Raw genomic sequence first — 20,722 nt, 5'->3', positions numbered from 1 at the left:
TAACCTTTAATTTATTTGTTGTTTATCTTCCATTTTTGGCCGCAAAAGGTCAAAATTAGCGGTTACTCATTTCACTTATTTTATTACTTAGGAATCATCATGCTCGAAGCCGTAGCGTTGCTTATCGTCGGTCTTGTTTTACTTGTTTGGAGTGCAGATAAACTTGTTTTTGGTTCTGCCGCTCTGGCCCGCAACGTCGGTATTTCACCTCTAGTGATCGGTATGACCATTCTAGCAATGGGCTCTTCGGCACCAGAAATGATGGTTTCTGCAACCGCAGCATGGGACGGCAAAACCGACACTGCTGTAGGTAACGTTCTGGGTTCGAACATTGCCAACATCGCTCTGATCCTAGGTATTACAGCCCTAATTAAACCACTTTCTATCAGTTCTGCCGTTATTCGTCGTGAGCTGCCTTTGATGATAGCAGTGACTGTTCTAGCGGGTATCTTACTTTGGGATAGTCATCTAGGTTTCTACGAAGGTGTACTGTTGTTTGTTTTGTTTGGTGGCTTCTTATTTGCCATGCTGCAAATCAGCCGCAAAGAACAAAAAGCGGGCGATGCTTTCGTTGATGAGCAAGAGTCTGAAGTTCCAGACGGTGTGAGCAACTCAAAAGCCGTTATGTGGGTAGTGATTGGCTTGATACTGCTTCCTTTGGCAGCAAGCATGCTGGTTGATAACGCCGTGGTTATTGCTAAGTACTTCGGCATGAGTGATCTTGTTATCGGCCTAACCATCATTGCCATTGGTACAAGTCTTCCTGAGCTTGCCGCTTCTCTTGCTGGCGTTCTAAAAGGCGAAGACGACATGGCTGTGGGTAACATCATCGGCTCAAACGTATTCAATATTCTTGCGGTAATGGGCCTGCCAGGCATCATTAACCCTTCAACCTTGAGCGAATACGCAATGGGTCGTGACTTCTGGGTGATGCTAGGTGTATCTCTACTCTTGGTAGCGATGTGTCTTGGTAAATCACGCAGCATTAACCGCCTTGAAGGTGGCATCCTGTTTGTATGTTTCTTGGCTTACCAAGTGTACCTATTCGCAAACATGGCCGCTTAATAACATAATAAGTAAAGACAAATTGGAGCACTGATATGTCCACTCAATTTGATTTTCGCGCTGCTGCTAAACAAGTTCTCGATATCGAAGTAACGGCCTTACAACAACTTGACCAATACTTTGACGCGCAGTTTGAACAAGCTTGCGAATTGATTCTTTCCAATAACGGCAAAGTTGTCGTAATGGGCATGGGCAAATCAGGTCATATCGGCAACAAAATTGCTGCGACCCTTGCGAGCACTGGCACTTCGGCATTTTTCGTTCACCCTGGCGAAGCTGCACATGGTGACCTAGGCATGATCAGCGCGGGTGATATTGTTATTGCGATTTCAAACTCGGGAGAGTCTCATGAGATTTTGTCTCTATTCCCAGTTTTGAAACGCCTGAACATCAAAATCATCAGTATGACAGGCAAGCCAGAATCAAATATGGCGAAACTGTCCGATCTGCATTTGCAAATTACAGTCCCTAAAGAAGCTTGTCCGCTGGGCCTTGCTCCGACAAGCAGCACAACGGCGACATTAGTAATGGGCGATGCCCTTGCAGTTGCGCTATTGCAAGCTCGCGGTTTTTCAGCAGAAGACTTCGCCCTGTCACATCCTGGCGGTGCACTGGGAAGAAAATTGCTGCTTAAGCTGTCTGATATAATGCACTTCGGTAATGCACTACCAAAAGTATCACCGGACGCTCTGATTCGTGACGCCTTACTCGAGATTTCTGAAAAAGGCTTGGGTATGACCGCTATTGTCGATGAGCACGATGCTATGCTTGGTATATTCACCGATGGTGATTTGCGCCGTACTCTGGACAAACGCATTGATATCCATACCACAGCGATCGGTGACGTAATGACGAAGAACCCAACCACCGCGCACCCAGAAATGCTGGCTGTGGAAGGACTAAACTTAATGCAAGACAAGAACATCAATGCTCTGATCTTGTGCGATAACAATAAAATTGTTGGCGCACTCAATATGCATGATTTACTTAAAGCAGGCGTGATGTAAGATCGCGCCTCCAAAAGACTTAACGATTTGATTTAACAGATTAAGGCAATGGTCAGGGAAGTACTGAGCTAAGATAAAGGCCTTTATTTTATGAGTTTTACTCGCCTTATTTATTTGCTCTTGGTTTTTGTTGTCGCTTGGTGTGGTTATTACCTACTCACGCCAAAAGGTAATGAAGATATCCAAGTAGCACCAAATTTAGAACTGCCTATGTTCAGTGGTACTGGACTAGAAAATATCACTTATGGTGAAGATGGTGTCCGCAGTTACATCATCCGTTCCACCAACTTGGATCACTATGCCAAGAGTGGAGACACGATTTTTAAAAGCCCAACACTGATGGTTTACCGCGAAGGTAGCGTTGTGGAGTGGAAAGTTACTGCAACAAGAGCAGTACTAGATGAAGACCAAATTCTGACCTTGTACGACAAAGTACTTATGCAGAATCTATTGCCTGATGCGAGTTTCGACACCATGGCAACAGACAAACTGGTCATCAATCTAAGTAATCGTGATTTTAAAGCCGATCAACAAGTGATGTTGGTTGGACCGCAATTTGAAACTACCGGAGGCGCAATGCAGGGCAACTTAAAAGCTCACACTGCGACTCTGACTGATGAAGTTCAAGGTCGATATGAAACCGTTACACCTTAGCCTACTGGCATTGGTTTTAGCAGCGCCGCAAGCGTTAGCACTTAAGTCGGATACTCAACAACCGGTTTACATCAATTCAGACACCCAACAGGTGGACATGAAGAGTAACCAGGTCATCTTTAAAGGTGATGTATCGCTTAAGCAAGGTAGCATCAATATCGATGCTGATAGAATCGTTGTGACTCGCGATCCTAAGACCGAGTCTATCAAGCAGATCCAAGCATTTGGTAAGCCTGCTACGTTTTCTCAGTTGATGGACGATGGCAAAACGCTAAGCGGCCAAGCAACTGAGTTAGACTACCGCATCTCTACTGATGAATTGACCATGAAAGGTCAAGCACAACTGGCACAAGACGGCAATACCATCAAAGGTTCGTCGATTCGTTACCAAATTGGTCAACAGAAGCTAGTCGCTGACAGCTCGAAGGATGAGCGCGTAACCACCATCCTACAACCGAACCAAATCGAGAACTAATATGGCAGTACTGAGCGCAAAGAACCTTGCGAAGAGCTACAAAAAGCGCAAGGTCGTTACCGATGTAAGTCTCGAAGTAGAGTCTGGCCAAATTGTTGGTCTTTTGGGTCCAAACGGTGCGGGTAAAACTACATCGTTTTACATGATTGTGGGTTTGGTGCCACGTGATGAAGGCACCATTACTATCGACAATCAAGATATCAGTATCCTTCCGATGCACAGCCGCTCACGTTTAGGTATTGGCTATCTGCCACAAGAAGCATCGATCTTCCGTAAGCTGTCGGTAGAAGACAACATCATGGCTGTTTTAGAGACTCGCCAAGAGCTTACTCGAGAAGAACGCCAAGATAAGCTTGAAGATTTGTTGGAAGAATTCCACATACAGCACATACGCACCAGTGCGGGTATGGCACTATCAGGTGGTGAGCGCCGCCGTGTAGAAATCGCCCGAGCACTGGCCGCTAACCCTCAATTCATTTTGTTGGATGAACCGTTCGCGGGTGTTGACCCAATTTCGGTTAACGACATCAAAAAAATCATTGAACACTTGCGCGATCGCGCCTTGGCGTGTTAATCACTGACCATAACGTTCGCGAAACCTTGGACGTTTGTGAAAAAGCCTATATCGTAAGCCAAGGACACCTAATTGCATCGGGAACTCCGGATGAAGTTCTCAATAACGAACAGGTGAAACAAGTTTATCTCGGCGAACAATTCCGTCTATGATTACATTAGGAACGGTAAGATTCTGAGCATTACAAGGTAAGTAACACTGAATGAAACCTTCATTACAACTCAAGCTAGGTCAACAGTTAGCCATGACGCCGCAGCTGCAGCAAGCGATTCGTTTGTTGCAATTGTCGACGCTCGATCTTCAACAAGAAATCCAAGAAGCACTTGACTCCAACCCGCTACTGGAAGTTGAAGAAGGCCACGAAGAACCTCAAGCAAACGGTGAAGACAAATCAGCGTCTGAATCTGCTGATAACAGTGCGAACGAAGCCAACGATGCCTCAGAGCCCGATCTGCCAGACAGTTCAGATGTGATTGAGAAATCAGAAATCAGCTCTGAGCTAGAAATCGATACCACTTGGGATGACGTTTACAGCGCAAACACCGGCAGCACAGGCCTAGCGCTTGACGACGACATGCCTGTCTACCAAGGTGAAACTACCGAATCGCTGCATGACTACCTTATGTGGCAGTTAGATTTAACACCTTTCAGTGAAACCGACCGCACCATTGCCCTCGCGATCATCGATGCTATCGACGACTACGGCTACCTAACCCTTTCTCCTGAAGAAATTCACGAGAGCTTCGACAACGAAGAAGTGGAATTGGATGAAGTAGAAGCAGTACGTAAGCGTATTCAGCAGTTTGACCCACTTGGCGTTGCTTCTCGCAATCTACAAGAGTGCTTGCTACTGCAACTGGCGACATTCCCTGAAGACACGCCATGGCTTGCTGAAGCGAAGATGATTCTTAGCGATCATATCGATCACCTTGGTAATCGCGACTACAAGCTTGTTATCAAAGAGACTAAGCTTAAAGAAGCTGATCTGCGTGAAGTATTGAAGTTGATTCAACAACTTGACCCTCGCCCAGGCAGCCGTATCACACCTGATGACACTGAATACGTCATTCCGGATGTGTCTGTATTTAAAGATCATGGTAAGTGGACCGTATCCATTAACCCTGACAGCATTCCGAAACTAAAAGTAAATCAACAATATGCGCAACTAGGCAAAGGCAACAGTGCGGATAGCCAGTACATTCGCAGCAATTTGCAAGAGGCAAAATGGCTGATTAAGAGCCTAGAAAGCAGAAACGAGACGCTTCTCAAAGTTGCAAGATGTATTGTTGAACATCAACAAGATTTCTTCGAGTATGGTGAAGAAGCCATGAAACCAATGGTACTAAACGATGTAGCATTGGATGTGGACATGCATGAATCAACAATCTCTCGTGTGACAACACAGAAGTTTATGCATACCCCACGTGGCATTTTTGAATTGAAGTACTTCTTCTCTAGCCATGTTAGTACAGACAATGGTGGAGAATGTTCGTCCACAGCAATTCGTGCTCTTATCAAGAAACTGGTCGCAGCGGAGAATACCGCTAAACCACTGAGTGATAGCAAGATTGCTGCTCTTCTGGCTGACCAAGGGATTCAAGTCGCGAGACGAACGATAGCGAAATATCGCGAATCCTTGGGTATCGCCCCTTCAAGTCAGCGTAAACGCCTACTTTAAGGCACCAACTGAAAAGGAAAGTCTATGCAAATCAATATTCAAGGCCATCACGTTGATCTTACCGATTCAATGCAAGACTATGTTCAATCTAAGTTTCAGAAGCTCGAAAGGTTCTTCGACCACATTAACCAAGTCCAAGTCGTACTAAAAGTTGAAAAACTCAACCAAATAGCGGAAGCTACGCTCCACATCAATCAGGGCGAAATCCACGCGTCATCGAACGACGAAAGTATGTATGCAGCAATTGATTCGCTGGTGGATAAATTAGTTCGTCAACTTAACAAGCACAAAGAAAAACTAAACAGTCATTAATCATGCAATTGAGCGAGATACTGTCACTGGACTGCACCAAAAGTGCAGTCCATTGTACAAGTAAGAAACGTGCCCTAGAAATGATCAGCCAAATTGTTGCTGAGAACACGGGCCAAGATTCTACAGAACTGTTTGAGTGTATGCTCAGCAGAGAAAAAATGGGTAGTACGGGTATCGGCAACGGTATTGCTATCCCTCACGCAAGAATGCAATCTAGCGACAAAGCCATCGCCGTATTACTGCAATGTGACGAGGCGATTGAGTTTGATGCTATCGACAACCGACCTGTCGACCTTCTTTTTGCTCTTCTTGTTCCAGAAGAACAGTGCAAAGAGCACCTCAAAACACTATCCTCTATGGCAGAACGCCTGAGCAACAAGCAAGTGCTAAAGAGCCTGCGTAACGCTCAGAGTGATGAAGAACTCTACGACATTATGATTCATCAGTAATCAGGACGATCACCATGCGATTAATCGTTGTTAGCGGGCATTCCGGTGCCGGGAAGAGTGTTGCCCTGCGCGTACTAGAAGACTTGGGGTATTACTGTGTAGACAACCTACCAGTAAACTTGCTTGACGCGTTTGTTCAATCTGTATCAGAGAGCAAACAGAACGTTGCAGTAAGCATTGATATTCGAAACATTCCTAAGAAACTCAAAGAACTGAACACCACCTTAGAGAAGCTTAAAGCTGAACTGGATGTGACAGTACTGTTCTTAGACGCGAATAAAGAAACGCTCCTTACTCGCTACAGCGAAACACGACGAATTCACCCGTTATCACTTGGTAGTCAGTCATTGTCGCTTGATCAGGCCATTGAGCTTGAACAAGAGATCTTAATGCCACTCAAAGCGCACGCTGATTTAGTGCTGAACAGTAGCGGGCAATCTTTGCATGATCTCAGCGAAACGATCCGTATGCGTGTTCAAGGTCGAGATCGTAAAGACTTAGTCATGGTGTTTGAGTCATTCGGATTCAAATATGGCCTTCCTTCTGATGCCGATTACGTGTTCGATGTACGCTTCTTGCCAAATCCACATTGGGAACCAGCATTGCGCCCATTGACCGGCTTAGATGCGCCAATCGGTGCTTTCCTAGAACAACACCAGTCTGTACTTGATCTTAAATACCAAATTGAGAGTTTCATTGAGACTTGGTTACCACTGCTAGAGAAAAACAACCGCAGCTACCTAACAGTTGCGATTGGCTGTACTGGTGGTAAACATCGCTCAGTGTACTTAACTCAAAAAATCGGTGAGTTCTTTGCTGATAAAGGCCATCAAGTACAAATTCGCCACACTTCATTGGAAAAGAACGTTAAGGAATAACGGTGGAAATAAGTCGTAAAGTATTGATCCAAAACCGCTTAGGCTTGCACGCCCGTGCTGCGGTTAAACTGGTAGAACTGGCGCAAAGCTTCGATGCAGTAATCACCATTGACAACGAAGAAGACAAAACCGCGACCGCAGACAGCGTCATGGGGTTGCTGATGCTGGAATCCGCCCAAGGACAATACGTGACTATCCACGCTACTGGCGATCAATCTGAGCAAGCCCTTGATGCAGTGTGTCATTTGATTGAAGATAAGTTTGATGAAGGCGAGTGATTCACTCGCTTTTTTATTATCTCTAGCCAGATATCCCACATAAGTTTCACCTCCGACTTAAATTCCGATAAATAATTTTGTCGACTTTCATAAGTTGTTATTAAAAGGTGCCTAGAATTAAGTTATTATTCAAAGCATTGTAAATATCAGGAATTGGGAGGAATGAATGGCAGAGCAAATAGAATTCGACCAAGCTCACCAAGCCCTCCAAGAAGTCACTGAAGCGCTGGAAAACGGCCGCTTCGTCCATGTTCGTCGCCAACTTCAGGACATGGAGCCTGAGGATATTGCCCACCTTTTAGAAGCCTCCCCGCGTAAAAGTCGTGAGGTTCTTTGGCAACTTACCGACCCAGAAGATTACGGTGAGATTCTTGACGAGCTAAACGAAGACGTCAAAGACAGTCTTGTGTCCAAAATGGCTCCTGAAGCGCTTGCAGAAGCGACGGAAGGCATGGACACCGATGACGTGGCTTACGTACTGCGTAGCTTGCCTGACGACGTCTCACGCGAAGTTCTTTCCCAGATGGACTCCGCCGATCGTCTGCGCGTTGAAACCGCCCTATCCTACCCTGAGGATACCGCAGGTGGACTGATGAACACCGACGTAATCACCATTCGTGGTGACGTTGATGTCGACGTAGTCCTGCGTTACCTGCGCATGAAAGGCGAACTACCCGAGGCGACCGATGCACTGTACGTAATTGATGATGACAGCAAACTGATTGGTGAACTACCGATCACCACGCTGATAACCACGCAGCCTGATGTCAAAGTCAGTGAAGTAATGGAAGACGCCGACGATGCAATTACTGTTGATACCAGTGACTCTGACGTAGCAAGCCTGTTTGAACGTCGTAACTGGGTATCAGCTCCGGTTGTGGATGAAAACCAGCATCTTGTCGGTCGTATCACCATCGATGACGTGGTCGACGTTATCCGTGAAGACGCCGAGCACTCAATGATGAGTATGGCGGGTATGGACGACGACGAAGATACCTTTGCTCCGGTAGTTAAATCAGCGCGTAAACGTAGTATCTGGTTAGGTGCCAACGTACTTGCTGCACTAGCAGCTGCTTCAGTATCTAATATGTTTGAAGCCACGCTCGATCAAATGGCCGCGATTGCCGTTTTGATGACCATTGTACCTTCAATGGGTGGTGTGGCCGGTAACCAAACCGTAGCGCTTGTTATCCGTGGCTTAGCACTCGGTCACATCGGTGACTCGAACAAACGCGAACTCTTGATGAAAGAAGCCGCCATCGGCTTGTTAAACGGCATTATGTGGGCGCTGATCATCGGTGGCATTGTGGTTGCTTGGAAAGGTAACTGGATGCTTGGTGGGATTATCTCAGCAGCTATGCTGACCAACCTACTGGTTGCGGGTGTTGCCGGTGTTACCATCCCAATCCTACTGAAGAAAATGAACATCGACCCAGCCCTCGCTGGTGGTATGGCGCTAACCACAGTGACTGATGTAATCGGTCTGTCGGTCTTCCTCGGTCTCGCGACCTTAATGATTTAATATCAGTAATGACCTACAGATAACGAGCAATAAAAAAGCCTGATGAACACATCAGGCTTTTTCGTATCTAGCGGTTAGCAAGCTTATTCACCAGCAACCTTCATAGTATCCAACAAGATAGAACCCGTTTGGATTTGCGAGCGTGTTTCTACATCACTACCCACAGCAACAATCTGGTTGAACATATCTTTCAGGTTACCCGCGATGGTAATTTCAGACACTGGGTATTGGATTTCACCGTTCTCAACCCAGAAACCGGCTGCACCACGAGAGTAATCGCCAGTCACAACGTTCACGCCTTGACCCATGGTTTCTGTTACCAGTAAACCTGTGCCTAGCTCTTTAAGCATTTGCTCGAAGTTCTGACCGGTAGAGTTCACGTACCAGTTATGGATGCCACCAGCGTGACCCGTTGGGTCCATCTTCATCTTGCGAGCCGCGTAGCTGGTTAACAAGTAAGTAGCCAAGACACCATCAGTGATGATTTCACGATCTTGTGTGTATACACCTTCGCTATCAAATGGGCTTGAAGCCAGACCACGTAGTACGTGTGGACGCTCAGAAATGTTGAACCACTCTGGCAATACTTGCTTACCAAGGTGATCCAATAGGAAAGAAGACTTGCGGTACAGGTTACCACCGCTGATTGCCATCACTAAGTGACCAATCAAGCCTGTCGCTACGTCCGCAGCAAACATTACTGGGTATTTGCCTGTCTTAAGCTTTTGCGCATCAAGGCGGCTGATGGTTTTCTCAGCTGCTTTGCGACCGACCATTTCTGGTGACCAAAGATCGTCACGATGACGAGCAACGGTGTAGCTGTAATCGCGTTCCATCTCACCGTTTTGACCTACACCAATCACACAACAGCTGGTGCTATGACGGCTCGATGCGTAGCTTGCTAGCAGGCCGTGGCTGTTACCGTAAACCTTTACGCCGTAGTGACTGTCGTAGCTCGCACCATCGCTTTGCTTAATCGCATCGCTGTAGTTCAGCGCTTCTTTTTCAGCGGCAATCGCAACTTGTGCAGCGTAATCTGGATCGGGTGCGTCTGGGTGGAAAAGGTCTAAGTCAGGTACCTCTTTCACCATGTATTCTTTTGGAGCGGGACCTGCGAATGGGTCTTCTGATGTGTATTGAGCAATGTCTAGCGCCGCTAATACCGTTTGCTCAATAGCTGCTTCGCTCAAGTCAGATGTGGAAGCGCTGCCTTTGCGTTGACCACGGTAGACAGTAATGCCCAGTGCGCCATCGCTGTTGAATTCAACGTTTTCCACGTCACCCATGCGAGTGGAAACACTCAAACCCGTGCTCTTGGTGATTGCGACTTCAGCGGCATCAGACTTCGCCGCAGCGATTTCTAGTGCACGTGAAACGGCTTGTTCTAGCTCGGTACGTTGCTCAGCAACCTGCTGTTTAATATCCATTGTCTTTCACATCATGTATTCGATGTACAATAGAATAACAAGAATTTCGCTTTCTCCCCACGATTCTTGTTAAAATAGTCATAATATTAATCAAAACACAGGCAACTGAAATGGCACGTAAGAATCAAAAAGCGCCATGGGAACCAGAAGAAGAGATCATCTGGGTAAGTAAATCCGAGATGAAGCGAGACATGGAAGAGCTGCAAAAGCTTGGCGAAGAGCTTGTCGGCCTTAAGCCAGCAGTTCTCGAAAAGTTTCCATTGAGCGAAGACCTACGCGAAGCAATTGCTGATGCGCAGCGCTTTAAAAACGAAGCACGCCGTCGTCAACTGCAACGCATCGGTAAGTTAATGCGTTACGAAGATCCAGAGCCAATTCAAGCGGCACTGGACAAAGTGCGCAACAAGCACTCACAAGCAACAGCCGCTCTGCACAAGCTAGAAGCGTTGCGTGATCGTGTTGTAGAAGAAGGCGATAAAGCGATTGATGACGTGATGGAACTGTACCCAGAAGCGGATCGTCAACGTCTACGCCAACTTGCTCGCCAAGCAGCGAAAGAGAAGAAAGCCGGTAAACCAGCAAAATCTTACCGTGAAATCTTCCAAATTCTAAAAGCGCACGAAGAAGAAGAAATTTAATTCGGTGTTTAAGAAAGCAAAAAGCAGACCTTTGAGTCTGCTTTTTCATGCCTATTTTCTGGCATTACGCCAAACGATTAAGGCTTTCGCCACGTTCAAAGGCGTTAATATTCTCTATCAGAATCTCAGCCAAACGCTGTATCGATGAATCACTGCCCCAAGCAACGTGTGGCGTCAGCAATAGATTCGGTAAGTGCATATTGGCAATCAACGGATTACTCTCATCAGCTGGCTCTTGGGTAAAGACATCAAACCCAGCCCCAGCAATCTCACCTTGTTTTAAGCTATCCACTAAAGCTTGTTCATCCACCAAGCCGCCACGTCCGGTATTAATCAAAATCGATGTAGGCTTCATCAGCTTGAGTTCGGCTTCGCCAATCAAATTACGTGTTTCATCATTCAATGGACAATGCAGAGTGATGGCGTCCGCATGCTCCAACATCTCGGTAAAAGAAACATAGCCTTCTCGGCACTCTGTTGCGCCTTTACGCTCGGCAAACAACACATTCATACCCAATGCTTTTGCCAATTGTGCCGTTGCCTGACCTAATGCGCCGCTGCCAACCACACCTAAGGTGCTACCTGCAACGTCTCCAATCGGGTGTGTAAAGAAACAGAACTGCTTGTTGCGTTGCCACTCACCTGCAGCAATATCTTGATGATAACCAAACAAGTTACGACGCAAGGCAAACAGCATTGCGATAACGTGCTCTGGTACAGACCGAGTCGCATAACCACGCACGTTGGCAACCGCGATGTTGTGCTCGGCGCAGTAGTTTACATCGACGTTATTAAAGCCCGTTGCCGCGACGGCAATCATCTTGAGGTTAGGAAGTTGAATGAGAACAGATTGTTCGAGCACCACCTTGTTGCTGATCACGATATCTGCATCAGCGAGACGCTCAACAACTTGCTCAGAAGAAGTCAGATCGTATTCCACCCAATCATGGGCAAAGCTTGGACGAGGTATTTGAATTTGAGTGGGGATGGTCGCGCGGTCGAGGAAGACCACTTTAGGCAGTGACATAACAACTCCTTGTTCACTGCCTAGAGATGAATTTATGGGCGAGGCAGTGTTTTGTAATCTGGTAATTTACGCGCTGGGTCGAAATAGTCAAAGATCATCGCTTCCGCTTCCGGGTAAAAATCACAAGGAACAAAAATGCTGCGCAGCCAATGGCATTTCGGATGGTAGAAGCTCAACTCAGCGGCATGCAGTTCTAGGCGTTCAGAGAAGGCTTTCGCTTCTTCAGTTGCGTAAAACTCATCGCCTACAATCGGGTGACCCAATGCCTGCATATGAACTCGCAATTGGTGTGAGCGACCAGTAATCGGCAACAAACGTACAATCGTCGTCTTTGAGCCATCAGGATGTTCTTCTCGCTTCGCTACTTGGAACAGCGTCTTAGAAGGTTTGCCATCTTCAAAACACACTTTCTGCAGGGGACGATTCGGCCAATCACAAATCAATGGCAGGTCGATTTCACCCTCTTCTTGCTCTAAATGTCCCCAAACGCGCGCGTAGTAAATCTTATGCGTCAATCGGTATTGGAACTGCTTTTTTAACGCACTTTCTGCACGTTTGTTTTTAGCGAGTACCATCAAGCCAGAAGTGCACATATCTAAGCGATGCACGACTTGAATGTCAGGGTATTGCTCGGTTAAGCGACTCCACATGCTGTCATGATGCTCAGCAAGACGCCCCGGCACAGAAAGCAAACCAGATGGCTTGTTTACCGCCAAAATTTGCTCATCTTCAAAAACGACATCAATCCAAGGGTCGGTTGGTGGATTGTACTCAAGCATTGCCATGGGCTGGATCTCTACAGAATAAAAACGCGCTGATTATACCCAAGAGATGCAAAGATGCATGCAGAAAAATCGCTTAAATCCTGCCTCTTTTTACCATCGATATAACTTTTAGAAATAACAAAAACAGCCAAGTCAATAACGAAGAGAAAAATTAAAAAAATCACTTCGTAAATATAAATTGACAAGCTAAGCGGTAATGTTATTTATAAGCACTAGTTGACACAAAAAGGACAATAATAAATGGAATCCGCAGTATCCGATCAACCCCAATCCAAAGTCTCGCAATTCTTCCGCTCCCTTGGTCCTGGCATTCTTATGGCCTCTGCCGCCGTCGGTGGCTCTCACCTTGTTGCATCCACCAAAGCTGGGGCGATCTACGGCTGGCAACTCGCGGCGCTCATCCTGCTGGTAAACCTTTTTAAATACCCATTCTTCCGAGCAGGCGTGCAATACACCATGGGCACAGGTAAAACTCTGGTTGAAGGCTATGCAAAGCTTGGTCGCCCATACTTGTGGTTGTTCTTGTTTCTTAGTGCTGTTTCAGCGGTAATCAATACAGCAGCCCTGTTGATGTTCAGTGCTAGCTTATTGGGCTACTTCATTCCATTTTCATTGTCGATGGCATCACTCAGCATCATCGTATTGGTCACGTGCTTGGTGATCCTATTTGCTGGTCATTACAAAGCCCTAGATACACTCTCTAAAGCCATCATGACAGTACTGACCATTGCGACATTGCTAGCGGTGGCGATTGCGTTTGGTAACCCTGTAGAGCCTGTTGCGAACTTTGAATCCCCTTCTCCGTGGTCAATTGCAGCCATCGGCTTTATCGTTGTGACCATGGGCTGGATGCCTGCTCCAATCGAAATCTCTTGTTTGACGTCTGCGTGGTTAAAACGCCAAACTAGCCAACAAGAAGTTACGGCAAAATCTGCCCTGTTTGATTTCAATGTCGGCTACATTGGCACAGCAGTATTGGCGTTGGTGTTTGTATCGCTAGGTGCGTTGATGCTACACGGCTCGGGCATTGAACTTAAGAGCTCCGGCGTAGGCTTCTCTCACCAGCTTGTTGGCTTGTACGCTTCGACCATTGGTGAGTGGTCACGTTACCTAATTGCAGTGATTGCGTTCTTCTGTATCTTCGGTAGTACGATTACGGTGATTGATGGCTACTCACGTGTCATTTCAGACTCTCAGCGCCTACTGCGTTCACAACCAGAAACCGATCCGAAAGCGACGTCAGCGATCATACTGATCGTATCGCTACTGGCTTTAGGTATTGTCGTTTTCTGGGCTTCGGCACTGCTGCCAATGTTGGACTTTGCCATGGTGCTGGCATTTATGACGACACCGTTCTTCGCGCTATTGAACTACATTCTCGTGAGTAAAACGGACTTACCTAAACCATTGGCATTGGGTCGTAAATTGAAGTGGTTGTCGATTGCTGGATTGATTTACTTATTCGGCTTCTTAGCGCTGTTTATTTGGTGGAAGTGGTTGATGTAATTAGCTGCGAGCGACTAACTTAGCTCATGGGTAAACAAAGCTCAGATAAAGAAAAAGGTCTTCAATTGAAGACCTTTTTTTGTTTGTATGAACGCTGACTAGTTGTGGCTGACCACAATCAGACGTAGCGAATCTAACTGAACCTGAGCTTGGTTGATGTAACCTGTTAGCTCTTTAATTTGTTCTTCAATCGCTTCAATTTCTTCATCACGGATGTTCGGGTTAACCGCTTTCAGTGCTTGTAGACGCTCAAGCTCTGCATTCAAGCTTTGTTGCATGTCTTGATGCGCTTGCTTACGAACTTCTTCCACTTTCTGCTCAACCAATGCGTCACCCGCTTCGATTAGGCTGTGAATGTCTTTCTGTACTGATGTCACTAGCTTGCTGCCTAGGTGACGGTTTACCGGGCTAAGCTGACGGTTGAAACCTTCAAACTCAACCTGAGAAGACAGATCATTACCACGACCGTCCATCATCATACGAATTGGTGTCTTCGGTAGGAAACGAGCAATGCCGCTGCGTTTTGGCGCTTGTGCATCCACCGCGTATACCAGTTCAAGTAGGATAGTGCCGACTGGTAGCGCTTTGTTCTTCAGCAGAGAAACCGCAGACGTACCCACACCTTCACTCATCAGTAGATCGATACCGCCTTGAATCATTGGGTGCTCCCAACTGATGAAGTGCATGTCTTCACGAGACAGCGCAGTATCACGGTCAAACGTGATTGTCGCGCCTTCGTATGGCAAGCCTGGGTAGCTTGGTACCATCATGTGTTCAGATGGCGTTACCACAAGTGCGTTCTCGCCTTTGTCGTCTTGGTTCAAGCCAATGGTGTCGAACAGAGACAACGCGAATGTCACTAGGTTTGTGTCGCCATCCGTTGATGCAATTTTCTCAACGATTTGCTGTGCTTTATCACCGCCATTTGAGTGCATCTCTAGTAGGCGGTCACGACCTTGCTCAAGTTGTGATTTCAGGTCTTTGTTCATCTTCGCTGATTCTTCAATCACTTCATCAAGGTTTGAAACATCACCAGACGCCAGCATTTCAATCAGCGCATCAGAGTACTTATCATAAACCGCACGACCTGTTGGACAGGTTTCAGCAAACGCATTTAGACCTTCATCGAACCAACGCGCAAGGATCGCTTGTGATGTGCCTTTTAGGTAAGGTACATGGATGTCGATATCACGCTTCTGACCGATACGGTCCAAACGACCAATACGTTGCTCGAGCAAGTCTGGGTTGAACGGCAAATCGAACATCACAAGTTGGTTCGCAAACTGGAAGTTACGACCTTCTGAGCCGATTTCGCTACAGATAAGAACCTGCGCGCCACCCTCTTCTTGTGCGAAGTAAGCTGCTGCTTTGTCACGCTCAAGGATCGACATGCCTTCGTGGAATACAGTTGCACGAATACCTTCACGCTCACGCAATGCTTGCTCAAGTTGCAGCGCCGTACTTGCACGAGAGGCAATAACCAACACTTTGTCACTGCGCTTCTCTTTTACTTTTTCAAGCAGCCAGTTCACACGTGAGTCGAACTGCCACCAGCTTGAATCTTCACCTTCAAACTCTTGGAAAATTTCTTCTGGGTAAAGGTTCTTCACCGCGCGTGCTTCTGGTGTCATCTTGCCACCGATCATGCCTGATACACGCATTGATGTGGTGTACTGCTGCGGAATGTCCATTGGCATTAGATGCACGTTACGCTTCGGGAAGCCTTTGATTGCTGCACGTGTGTTACGGAACAGAACGCGACCTGTACCGTGACGGTCCATTAGGTTGTCGATCAGTTCTTGGCGTGCTGACGCTTTCGCTTCTTCATCGCTGTCGCTTTCGATAATGCGGAATAGCGGCTCAACGTCTTGTTCAGAAAGCAGTTCTGTAATTTGGTTTTTCGCTTCGTCAGGCAGTTTCTCACCAGAAAATAGCGATGTGATAGCATCCGCAACAGGTGCGTATTGCTCTTCTTCTTCAACGAATGCGTCGTAATCGTAGAAGCGATCTGGATCTAGCAGACGTAGACGAGCAAAGTGGCTCTCACGACCAAGTTGCTCTGGTGTCGCTGTCAGTAGTAGTACACCCGCAGTGCGTTCTGCCAAGCCTTCTACCACTTGGTATTCGCGGCTTGGTTTGTCTTGGCTCCACTCTAGGTGGTGCGCTTCATCGACAACCAATAGATCCCACTCGCCTTCGAGCGCTTGCTCAAAACGCTTGCGGCTCTTACGTAGGAAATCCAGTGAACACAATACGTATTGCTGCGTATCGAATGGGTTTTCTGCTTCTGCGAACGCTTCAATACAACGCTCTTCATCAAAGATAGAGAAGTGCAGGTTGAAACGACGCATCATCTCAACGAGCCACTGGTGTTGCAGCGTCTCAGGAACCACGATAAGAATACGCTCCGCACGACCCGCCAACACTTGCTGGTGGATGATCATTCCAGCTTCGATGGTTTTACCAAGACCAACTTCATCCGCTAGCAATACGCGAGGTGCATGACGACGACCGACTTCGTGCGCAATGTAAAGCTGGTGAGGGATCAAACCTGCGCGCATACCACACAGGCCACGCATTGGACTCTTGTGTTGCTCAAATTGGTTTTGTAGCGCACGGTAGCGAAGCACGAAGTTGTCCATGCGGTCGATTTGACCTGCGTACAACTTGTCTTGCGGTTTGTTAAAACGAATGTGGTTGCTTAGGAAGATTTCACGCAGCACGATCGCCGTTTCTTGCGTGTCTTCACGAGTACCGAAATAGGTGTATAGACCTTCATCTTCCAGTACTTCTTCAACTTTTAATGACCAACCTTCTTGGCAATCGATGACATCACCGACGTTGAACGTTACTCGGGTAACTGGTGCATCGTTACGTGCGTAAACTCGGTTTTCCTCTGATGCTGCAAACATCAATGTCACAGTACGAGCATCCATTGCTACTACGGTACCTAAACCTAAATCGCTTTCCGTATCGCTAATCCAGCGCTGCCCCAAAGCAAATGTCATGAATTGACTACCTCGTTGTTGTTTCTTGTTGGTCTCTACCCATCCCGATGGGCATGGATATTAGTTTAGATCTGATTCTGGCTTCTGCTATGCCAATCGTGCTTGTCATGCCACTTTGTGCTGTGCATTTTTAAGCCAGCTGAACATGATAAATCGGGCGTAGCCTATACGCAGAAAAAGGTCGCTAATCTTACTTGAAGCTGTGATTTAGGTCACGCCGAAACCGCCCAGAGGGCAAACTTTTTTTCCTGAATTAGGAATGCAATCAAATTGTAAAAAACTCATGACAATTATTAAGTTGTAAGAAGTAAATATTACGTATACTTCTATTGAGGGGCGCTTAGAGTCATCGTGCATGATTTGAGCGCATTAAGTACACGATTAGGATCAACACGGGTTTGCAGTAAGTTGTCTTGCTACTCGGTTGCGCACTAACCGACATTGCCCGACAACCTCTATTGCAAGCAATCAGAGTTAGGAAGTCTGTTCCTTCTTAACTACTAGCCAGCAAAGCCGCGCTGCGGCAAGGAGACGCTATGGGCGATACCGATCGGAAACTGTTTGTACTCGATACCAACATTCTTCTTCATGAACCCTTCGCCATCTTCTCTTTCCAAGAACACGATGTCGTCATCCCAATGACTGTGTTGGAAGAACTCGACCGAATCAAAGACAGCAAACGTGATGTTGCACGAGATGCACGCGTTGCGATTCGCGCTTTGGAGGATTTATTTAGAGAAGCCACGCCAGATGAAATCTCAGAAGGCATTCCCGTTTCTAAAGACAACCCAAGCCAAGGCACCATCTCTATTTTGGCGGACTTCGAATTGCAGGAAACCGTCAAAGCCTTCGCCGACAAAGCCGGTGACAACCGCATACTCAATGCGGTGCTTTATCTGCAAAACAAACGCGCACCACGCGAAGTCGTGCTCGTGACCAAAGACATCAACATGCGTTTGCGAGCCAAAGGCGCTGGCGTGCGTTTTGTTGAAGACTATCGTACAGACCAACTGATTGATGATATCCAATACCTCACCAAGGGCTTTCAACAACGTGAAGGTGATTTTTGGAGTGGCGTGGATGAAGTTGAGAGCTATGCGCTGGGTGGAAAAACGTTCCATAAACTCAGCCGCGAACCGTTCGACCCGACCTTTATTAATCAATACGTGATTGATGAAGAGAGTGATTTTGTAGGCCGAGTAGAAACCATCAATGAGGATAAGCTCACCTTACTCGACCTCAGCCGCGAGCGCATGATGCATCGCCGCGCTTGGGACATTACACCTAAGAATATCTATCAAGGCATGGCGATGGATGCCCTGCTCGATCCAGATATTGATTTGGTGATTCTGACCGGTGCTGCAGGTAGTGGTAAAACGCTCCTTGCTATGGCAGCAGCATTGGAACAAACCATTGAAAAAGGCATGTTCGATAAGATCATCGTAACGCGTAACACGCCAGACATTGGTGAGTCCATTGGCTTCTTGCCGGGCTCGGAAGAAGAGAAAATGATGCCTTGGTTAGCAGCGGTGACCGATACCTTGGAAGCGCTGCACAAGAACGACCATTGCACCGAAGGTTCGATGAAGTACATCTGTGATAAAGCCAACATTCAGTTTAAGTCGATTAACTTTATGCGTGGCCGCTCGATCCAGAATGCGTTTGTCTTGCTCGATGAGTGTCAGAACTTAACCGCTTCACAAATCAAAACCATCATCACCCGTTGTGGTGAAGGCACTAAGATTGTGTGTTCGGGTAACTTGGCACAGATTGACTCTCATTACCTAACCCCAGTGACGTCTGGTTTGACGTATATGGTTGAACGCTTCAAGAACTTTGAAGGCAGCGCCAATATTCACCTCAATGGTGTGGTGCGAAGTCGCTTGGCTGAATTTGCTGAAGAGAACCTATAACGAACACTCTCCCCCTAAAAACAAAAGAGCGCTCAATGAGCGCTCTTTTTAATTCTGCTTCAGATGAAGTTTATTCAGTACCACCAACGGTGATGGAATCGAGCTTCAATGTAGGCTGACCAACGCCAACCGGTACGCTTTGACCCGCCTTACCACACACGCCAACACCTCTGTCGATGCTTAGGTCGTTACCCACCATAGAAACTTGCTGCATCGCTTCAATGCCAGAGCCGATTAGCGTTGCGCCTTTCACTGGACGAGTGATTTTGCCATCTTCAATCAAGTAAGCTTCCGATGCTGAGAATACAAACTTACCAGAAGTGATGTCCACCTGACCGCCACCAAAGTTTGGTGCGTACAGACCTTTCTTCACTGTAGAGATGATCTCTTCTGGCGTGTGCTCGCCCGGCAGCATGTAAGTGTTGGTCATACGTGGCATTGGTAGATGCGCGTAAGACTCACGACGACCGTTACCTGTAGGATTTACACCCATTAGACGTGCGTTCAATTTATCTTGCATGTAGCCCTTAAGCACACCATTTTCGATAAGTGTGTTGTATTGACCGTTCACACCTTCATCATCGACGTTCAATGAACCGCGAAGATCTTTCAGTGTGCCATCATCCACGATAGTACAAAGTGGAGACGTCACTTGCTCACCCATCTTGCCAGAGAACACTGATGATTCTTTGCGGTTAAAGTCGCCTTCTAAACCGTGGCCTACCGCTTCGTGCAGCAATACGCCCGGCCAACCAGAACCAAGTACCACAGGCATCATGCCTGCAGGTGCCGCTTCTGCTTCTAGATTCACGAGCGCCATGCGAATCGCTTCATCAGCGAATTGGAAGGCTTGTTTCACGCCGTTTGTTTCAGACAGGAAGAAGTCGTAACCGAAACGACCACCGCCACCAGCGCTACCGCGTTCACGACGATCGCCTTTTTCAGCAAGAACACTGATTGAGAGACGAACAAGCGGGCGAATGTCACCAGCGTAAGTACCGTCAGTTGCAGCAACCAACATTTGCTCATGCACACCACTGATGCTGATCGATACTTCTTTGATCATTGGCTCTTTGGTACGAATGTACGCATCTAGAGACAGCAACAGTTCAGTTTTTTGTTGCTTTTCCCAGCTTGCTAGTGGGTTTACCGCATCGTAGTAAGCTTGGTTATCAGAACGTTTAAATGCGTGCACTTTGCCGTTTTGGCCTTGCTGCGCAATACCACGCGCTGCAATCGCACTTTGCTTCAAACCGTCCAGTTGAATTTGGTCTGAATAGGCGAAACCGGTTTTCTCGCCTGTGACTGCTCGTACACCGACACCACAGTCAATATTGAAAGAGCCATCTTTAATGATGCTGTCTTCTAGAACCAGAGACTCGTGCCAGCTGGACTGAAAGTAAATGTCCGCATAATCGATCTGGCGCGTCGCAATGCTCGCTAGTGTGTCAGCGATGTCTTGCTCTGTCAGACCGTTTGGGGCAAGGAGTGCCTGTTCTATTTGGTTTATGCTCATAGTTAGCTCT

Annotated in this window: 18 protein-coding genes and 1 pseudogene; 14 read left to right on the top strand and 5 right to left on the bottom strand. The window is 47.0% G+C overall.

Annotated elements, in window-relative coordinates; all coding sequences use genetic code 11:
* Positions 1–99 precede the first annotated feature (99 nt).
* The 11 genes and pseudogenes from KJB05_RS02435 (at position 100) to mgtE (ending at position 8,892) form a co-directional block, all read left to right on the top strand.
* Positions 100–1,065 (top strand): calcium/sodium antiporter, encoded by a 966-nt coding sequence (locus KJB05_RS02435; protein ID WP_009707637.1) that lies wholly within the window; start codon positions 100–102, stop codon positions 1,063–1,065.
* A 35-nt stretch (positions 1,066–1,100) separates the two neighbouring features.
* Positions 1,101–2,072, top strand: a complete 972-nt coding sequence (kdsD, locus tag KJB05_RS02430; protein WP_005436381.1) for an arabinose-5-phosphate isomerase KdsD — start codon at positions 1,101–1,103, stop codon at positions 2,070–2,072.
* Positions 2,073–2,162: 90 nt separating this feature from the next.
* Complete coding sequence (gene lptC / locus KJB05_RS02425) at positions 2,163–2,726, top strand: LPS export ABC transporter periplasmic protein LptC (protein WP_005436380.1); 564 nt, start codon at positions 2,163–2,165, stop codon at positions 2,724–2,726.
* Complete coding sequence (gene lptA / locus KJB05_RS02420) at positions 2,707–3,201, top strand: lipopolysaccharide transport periplasmic protein LptA (RefSeq protein WP_005432860.1); 495 nt, start codon at positions 2,707–2,709, stop codon at positions 3,199–3,201. The genes lptC and lptA overlap by 20 nt, the downstream gene beginning before the upstream one ends.
* Before the next feature lies 1 nt (position 3,202).
* A pseudogene (gene lptB / locus KJB05_RS02415) lies at positions 3,203–3,927 on the top strand (LPS export ABC transporter ATP-binding protein).
* A gap of 50 nt (positions 3,928–3,977) precedes the next feature.
* Positions 3,978–5,453 carry an RNA polymerase factor sigma-54 gene (locus tag KJB05_RS02410; protein ID WP_005442216.1) on the top strand — a complete coding sequence of 492 codons (1,476 nt, stop codon included), beginning with the start codon at positions 3,978–3,980 and terminating at the stop codon, positions 5,451–5,453.
* Positions 5,454–5,477: 24 nt separating this feature from the next.
* Positions 5,478–5,765, top strand: coding sequence for a ribosome hibernation promoting factor (gene hpf / locus KJB05_RS02405; RefSeq protein WP_005432838.1), 288 nt, complete (start codon positions 5,478–5,480; stop codon positions 5,763–5,765).
* A gap of 2 nt (positions 5,766–5,767) precedes the next feature.
* Complete coding sequence (gene ptsN / locus KJB05_RS02400) at positions 5,768–6,214, top strand: PTS IIA-like nitrogen regulatory protein PtsN (RefSeq protein ID WP_020195889.1); 447 nt, start codon at positions 5,768–5,770, stop codon at positions 6,212–6,214.
* A 14-nt stretch (positions 6,215–6,228) separates the two neighbouring features.
* Entirely contained in the window at positions 6,229–7,092 is an 864-nt protein-coding gene (gene rapZ, locus KJB05_RS02395; protein WP_005442214.1) for an RNase adapter RapZ, read from the top strand.
* 2 nt (positions 7,093–7,094) lie between these two features.
* Positions 7,095–7,370, top strand: a complete 276-nt coding sequence (locus KJB05_RS02390; protein WP_005442213.1) for an HPr family phosphocarrier protein — start codon at positions 7,095–7,097, stop codon at positions 7,368–7,370.
* A 166-nt stretch (positions 7,371–7,536) separates the two neighbouring features.
* Positions 7,537–8,892 carry a magnesium transporter gene (mgtE, locus tag KJB05_RS02385; protein WP_005432861.1) on the top strand — a complete coding sequence of 452 codons (1,356 nt, stop codon included), beginning with the start codon at positions 7,537–7,539 and terminating at the stop codon, positions 8,890–8,892.
* A gap of 83 nt (positions 8,893–8,975) precedes the next feature.
* On the opposite strand, the gene pmbA is transcribed toward mgtE, so the two are convergent.
* On the bottom strand, positions 8,976–10,319 hold the full coding sequence (gene pmbA / locus KJB05_RS02380) for a metalloprotease PmbA (RefSeq protein WP_005442211.1): 1,344 nt from the start codon (positions 10,317–10,319) through the stop codon (positions 8,976–8,978).
* A 110-nt stretch (positions 10,320–10,429) separates the two neighbouring features.
* Between pmbA and yjgA the strand changes: the two genes are divergently transcribed.
* Entirely contained in the window at positions 10,430–10,957 is a 528-nt protein-coding gene (gene yjgA / locus KJB05_RS02375; protein ID WP_005442209.1) for a ribosome biogenesis factor YjgA, read from the top strand.
* Between the two features lie 64 nt (positions 10,958–11,021).
* Here yjgA and KJB05_RS02370 read toward each other — a convergent pair whose 3' ends face one another.
* Together KJB05_RS02370 and rluA are read right to left on the bottom strand one after the other, a co-directional pair.
* On the bottom strand, positions 11,022–11,984 hold the full coding sequence (locus KJB05_RS02370) for a D-2-hydroxyacid dehydrogenase (RefSeq protein WP_208444972.1): 963 nt from the start codon (positions 11,982–11,984) through the stop codon (positions 11,022–11,024).
* 32 nt (positions 11,985–12,016) lie between these two features.
* Positions 12,017–12,769: a bifunctional tRNA pseudouridine(32) synthase/23S rRNA pseudouridine(746) synthase RluA gene (gene rluA, locus KJB05_RS02365; RefSeq protein WP_038896975.1), complete on the bottom strand. Its 753-nt coding sequence runs from the start codon at positions 12,767–12,769 to the stop codon at positions 12,017–12,019.
* 240 nt (positions 12,770–13,009) lie between these two features.
* On the opposite strand from rluA, the gene KJB05_RS02360 reads away from it, so the two are divergent.
* Entirely contained in the window at positions 13,010–14,275 is a 1,266-nt protein-coding gene (locus KJB05_RS02360; protein ID WP_208444971.1) for a divalent metal cation transporter, read from the top strand.
* A 98-nt stretch (positions 14,276–14,373) separates the two neighbouring features.
* Here the strand turns inward: KJB05_RS02360 and rapA are convergent, their stop codons facing one another.
* Positions 14,374–17,283, bottom strand: a complete 2,910-nt coding sequence (rapA, locus tag KJB05_RS02355) for an RNA polymerase-associated protein RapA (RefSeq protein ID WP_208444970.1) — start codon at positions 17,281–17,283, stop codon at positions 14,374–14,376.
* A 536-nt stretch (positions 17,284–17,819) separates the two neighbouring features.
* Between rapA and KJB05_RS02350 the strand changes: the two genes are divergently transcribed.
* Positions 17,820–19,196: a PhoH family protein gene (locus KJB05_RS02350; RefSeq protein WP_005438161.1), complete on the top strand. Its 1,377-nt coding sequence runs from the start codon at positions 17,820–17,822 to the stop codon at positions 19,194–19,196.
* A 70-nt stretch (positions 19,197–19,266) separates the two neighbouring features.
* Here KJB05_RS02350 and tldD read toward each other — a convergent pair whose 3' ends face one another.
* Positions 19,267–20,712 (bottom strand): metalloprotease TldD, encoded by a 1,446-nt coding sequence (gene tldD, locus KJB05_RS02345; protein WP_005438159.1) that lies wholly within the window; start codon positions 20,710–20,712, stop codon positions 19,267–19,269.
* Positions 20,713–20,722 lie beyond the last annotated feature (10 nt).

The sequence above is a fragment of the Vibrio sp. B1ASS3 genome (assembly GCF_905175355.1).
In the GTDB taxonomy this organism is placed as follows: domain Bacteria; phylum Pseudomonadota; class Gammaproteobacteria; order Enterobacterales; family Vibrionaceae; genus Vibrio; species Vibrio owensii.
The sequence above is the reverse complement of the archived record's forward strand: the minus strand, read 5'-3'. Positions and strand labels throughout refer to the sequence as shown.

Coding starts and splice junctions, on each gene's coding strand:
- KJB05_RS02435 (WP_009707637.1), top strand. CDS start 100: ATGCTCGAAGCCGTAGCGTTGCTTATCGTCGGTCTTGTTTTACTTGTT.
- kdsD (WP_005436381.1), top strand. CDS start 1,101: ATGTCCACTCAATTTGATTTTCGCGCTGCTGCTAAACAAGTTCTCGAT.
- lptC (WP_005436380.1), top strand. CDS start 2,163: ATGAGTTTTACTCGCCTTATTTATTTGCTCTTGGTTTTTGTTGTCGCT.
- lptA (WP_005432860.1), top strand. CDS start 2,707: ATGAAACCGTTACACCTTAGCCTACTGGCATTGGTTTTAGCAGCGCCG.
- KJB05_RS02410 (WP_005442216.1), top strand. CDS start 3,978: ATGAAACCTTCATTACAACTCAAGCTAGGTCAACAGTTAGCCATGACG.
- hpf (WP_005432838.1), top strand. CDS start 5,478: ATGCAAATCAATATTCAAGGCCATCACGTTGATCTTACCGATTCAATG.
- ptsN (WP_020195889.1), top strand. CDS start 5,768: ATGCAATTGAGCGAGATACTGTCACTGGACTGCACCAAAAGTGCAGTC.
- rapZ (WP_005442214.1), top strand. CDS start 6,229: ATGCGATTAATCGTTGTTAGCGGGCATTCCGGTGCCGGGAAGAGTGTT.
- mgtE (WP_005432861.1), top strand. CDS start 7,537: ATGGCAGAGCAAATAGAATTCGACCAAGCTCACCAAGCCCTCCAAGAA.
- pmbA (WP_005442211.1), bottom strand. CDS start 10,319: ATGGATATTAAACAGCAGGTTGCTGAGCAACGTACCGAGCTAGAACAA.
- yjgA (WP_005442209.1), top strand. CDS start 10,430: ATGGCACGTAAGAATCAAAAAGCGCCATGGGAACCAGAAGAAGAGATC.
- KJB05_RS02370 (WP_208444972.1), bottom strand. CDS start 11,984: ATGTCACTGCCTAAAGTGGTCTTCCTCGACCGCGCGACCATCCCCACT.
- rluA (WP_038896975.1), bottom strand. CDS start 12,769: ATGGCAATGCTTGAGTACAATCCACCAACCGACCCTTGGATTGATGTC.
- KJB05_RS02360 (WP_208444971.1), top strand. CDS start 13,010: ATGGAATCCGCAGTATCCGATCAACCCCAATCCAAAGTCTCGCAATTC.
- rapA (WP_208444970.1), bottom strand. CDS start 17,283: ATGACATTTGCTTTGGGGCAGCGCTGGATTAGCGATACGGAAAGCGAT.
- KJB05_RS02350 (WP_005438161.1), top strand. CDS start 17,820: ATGGGCGATACCGATCGGAAACTGTTTGTACTCGATACCAACATTCTT.
- tldD (WP_005438159.1), bottom strand. CDS start 20,712: ATGAGCATAAACCAAATAGAACAGGCACTCCTTGCCCCAAACGGTCTG.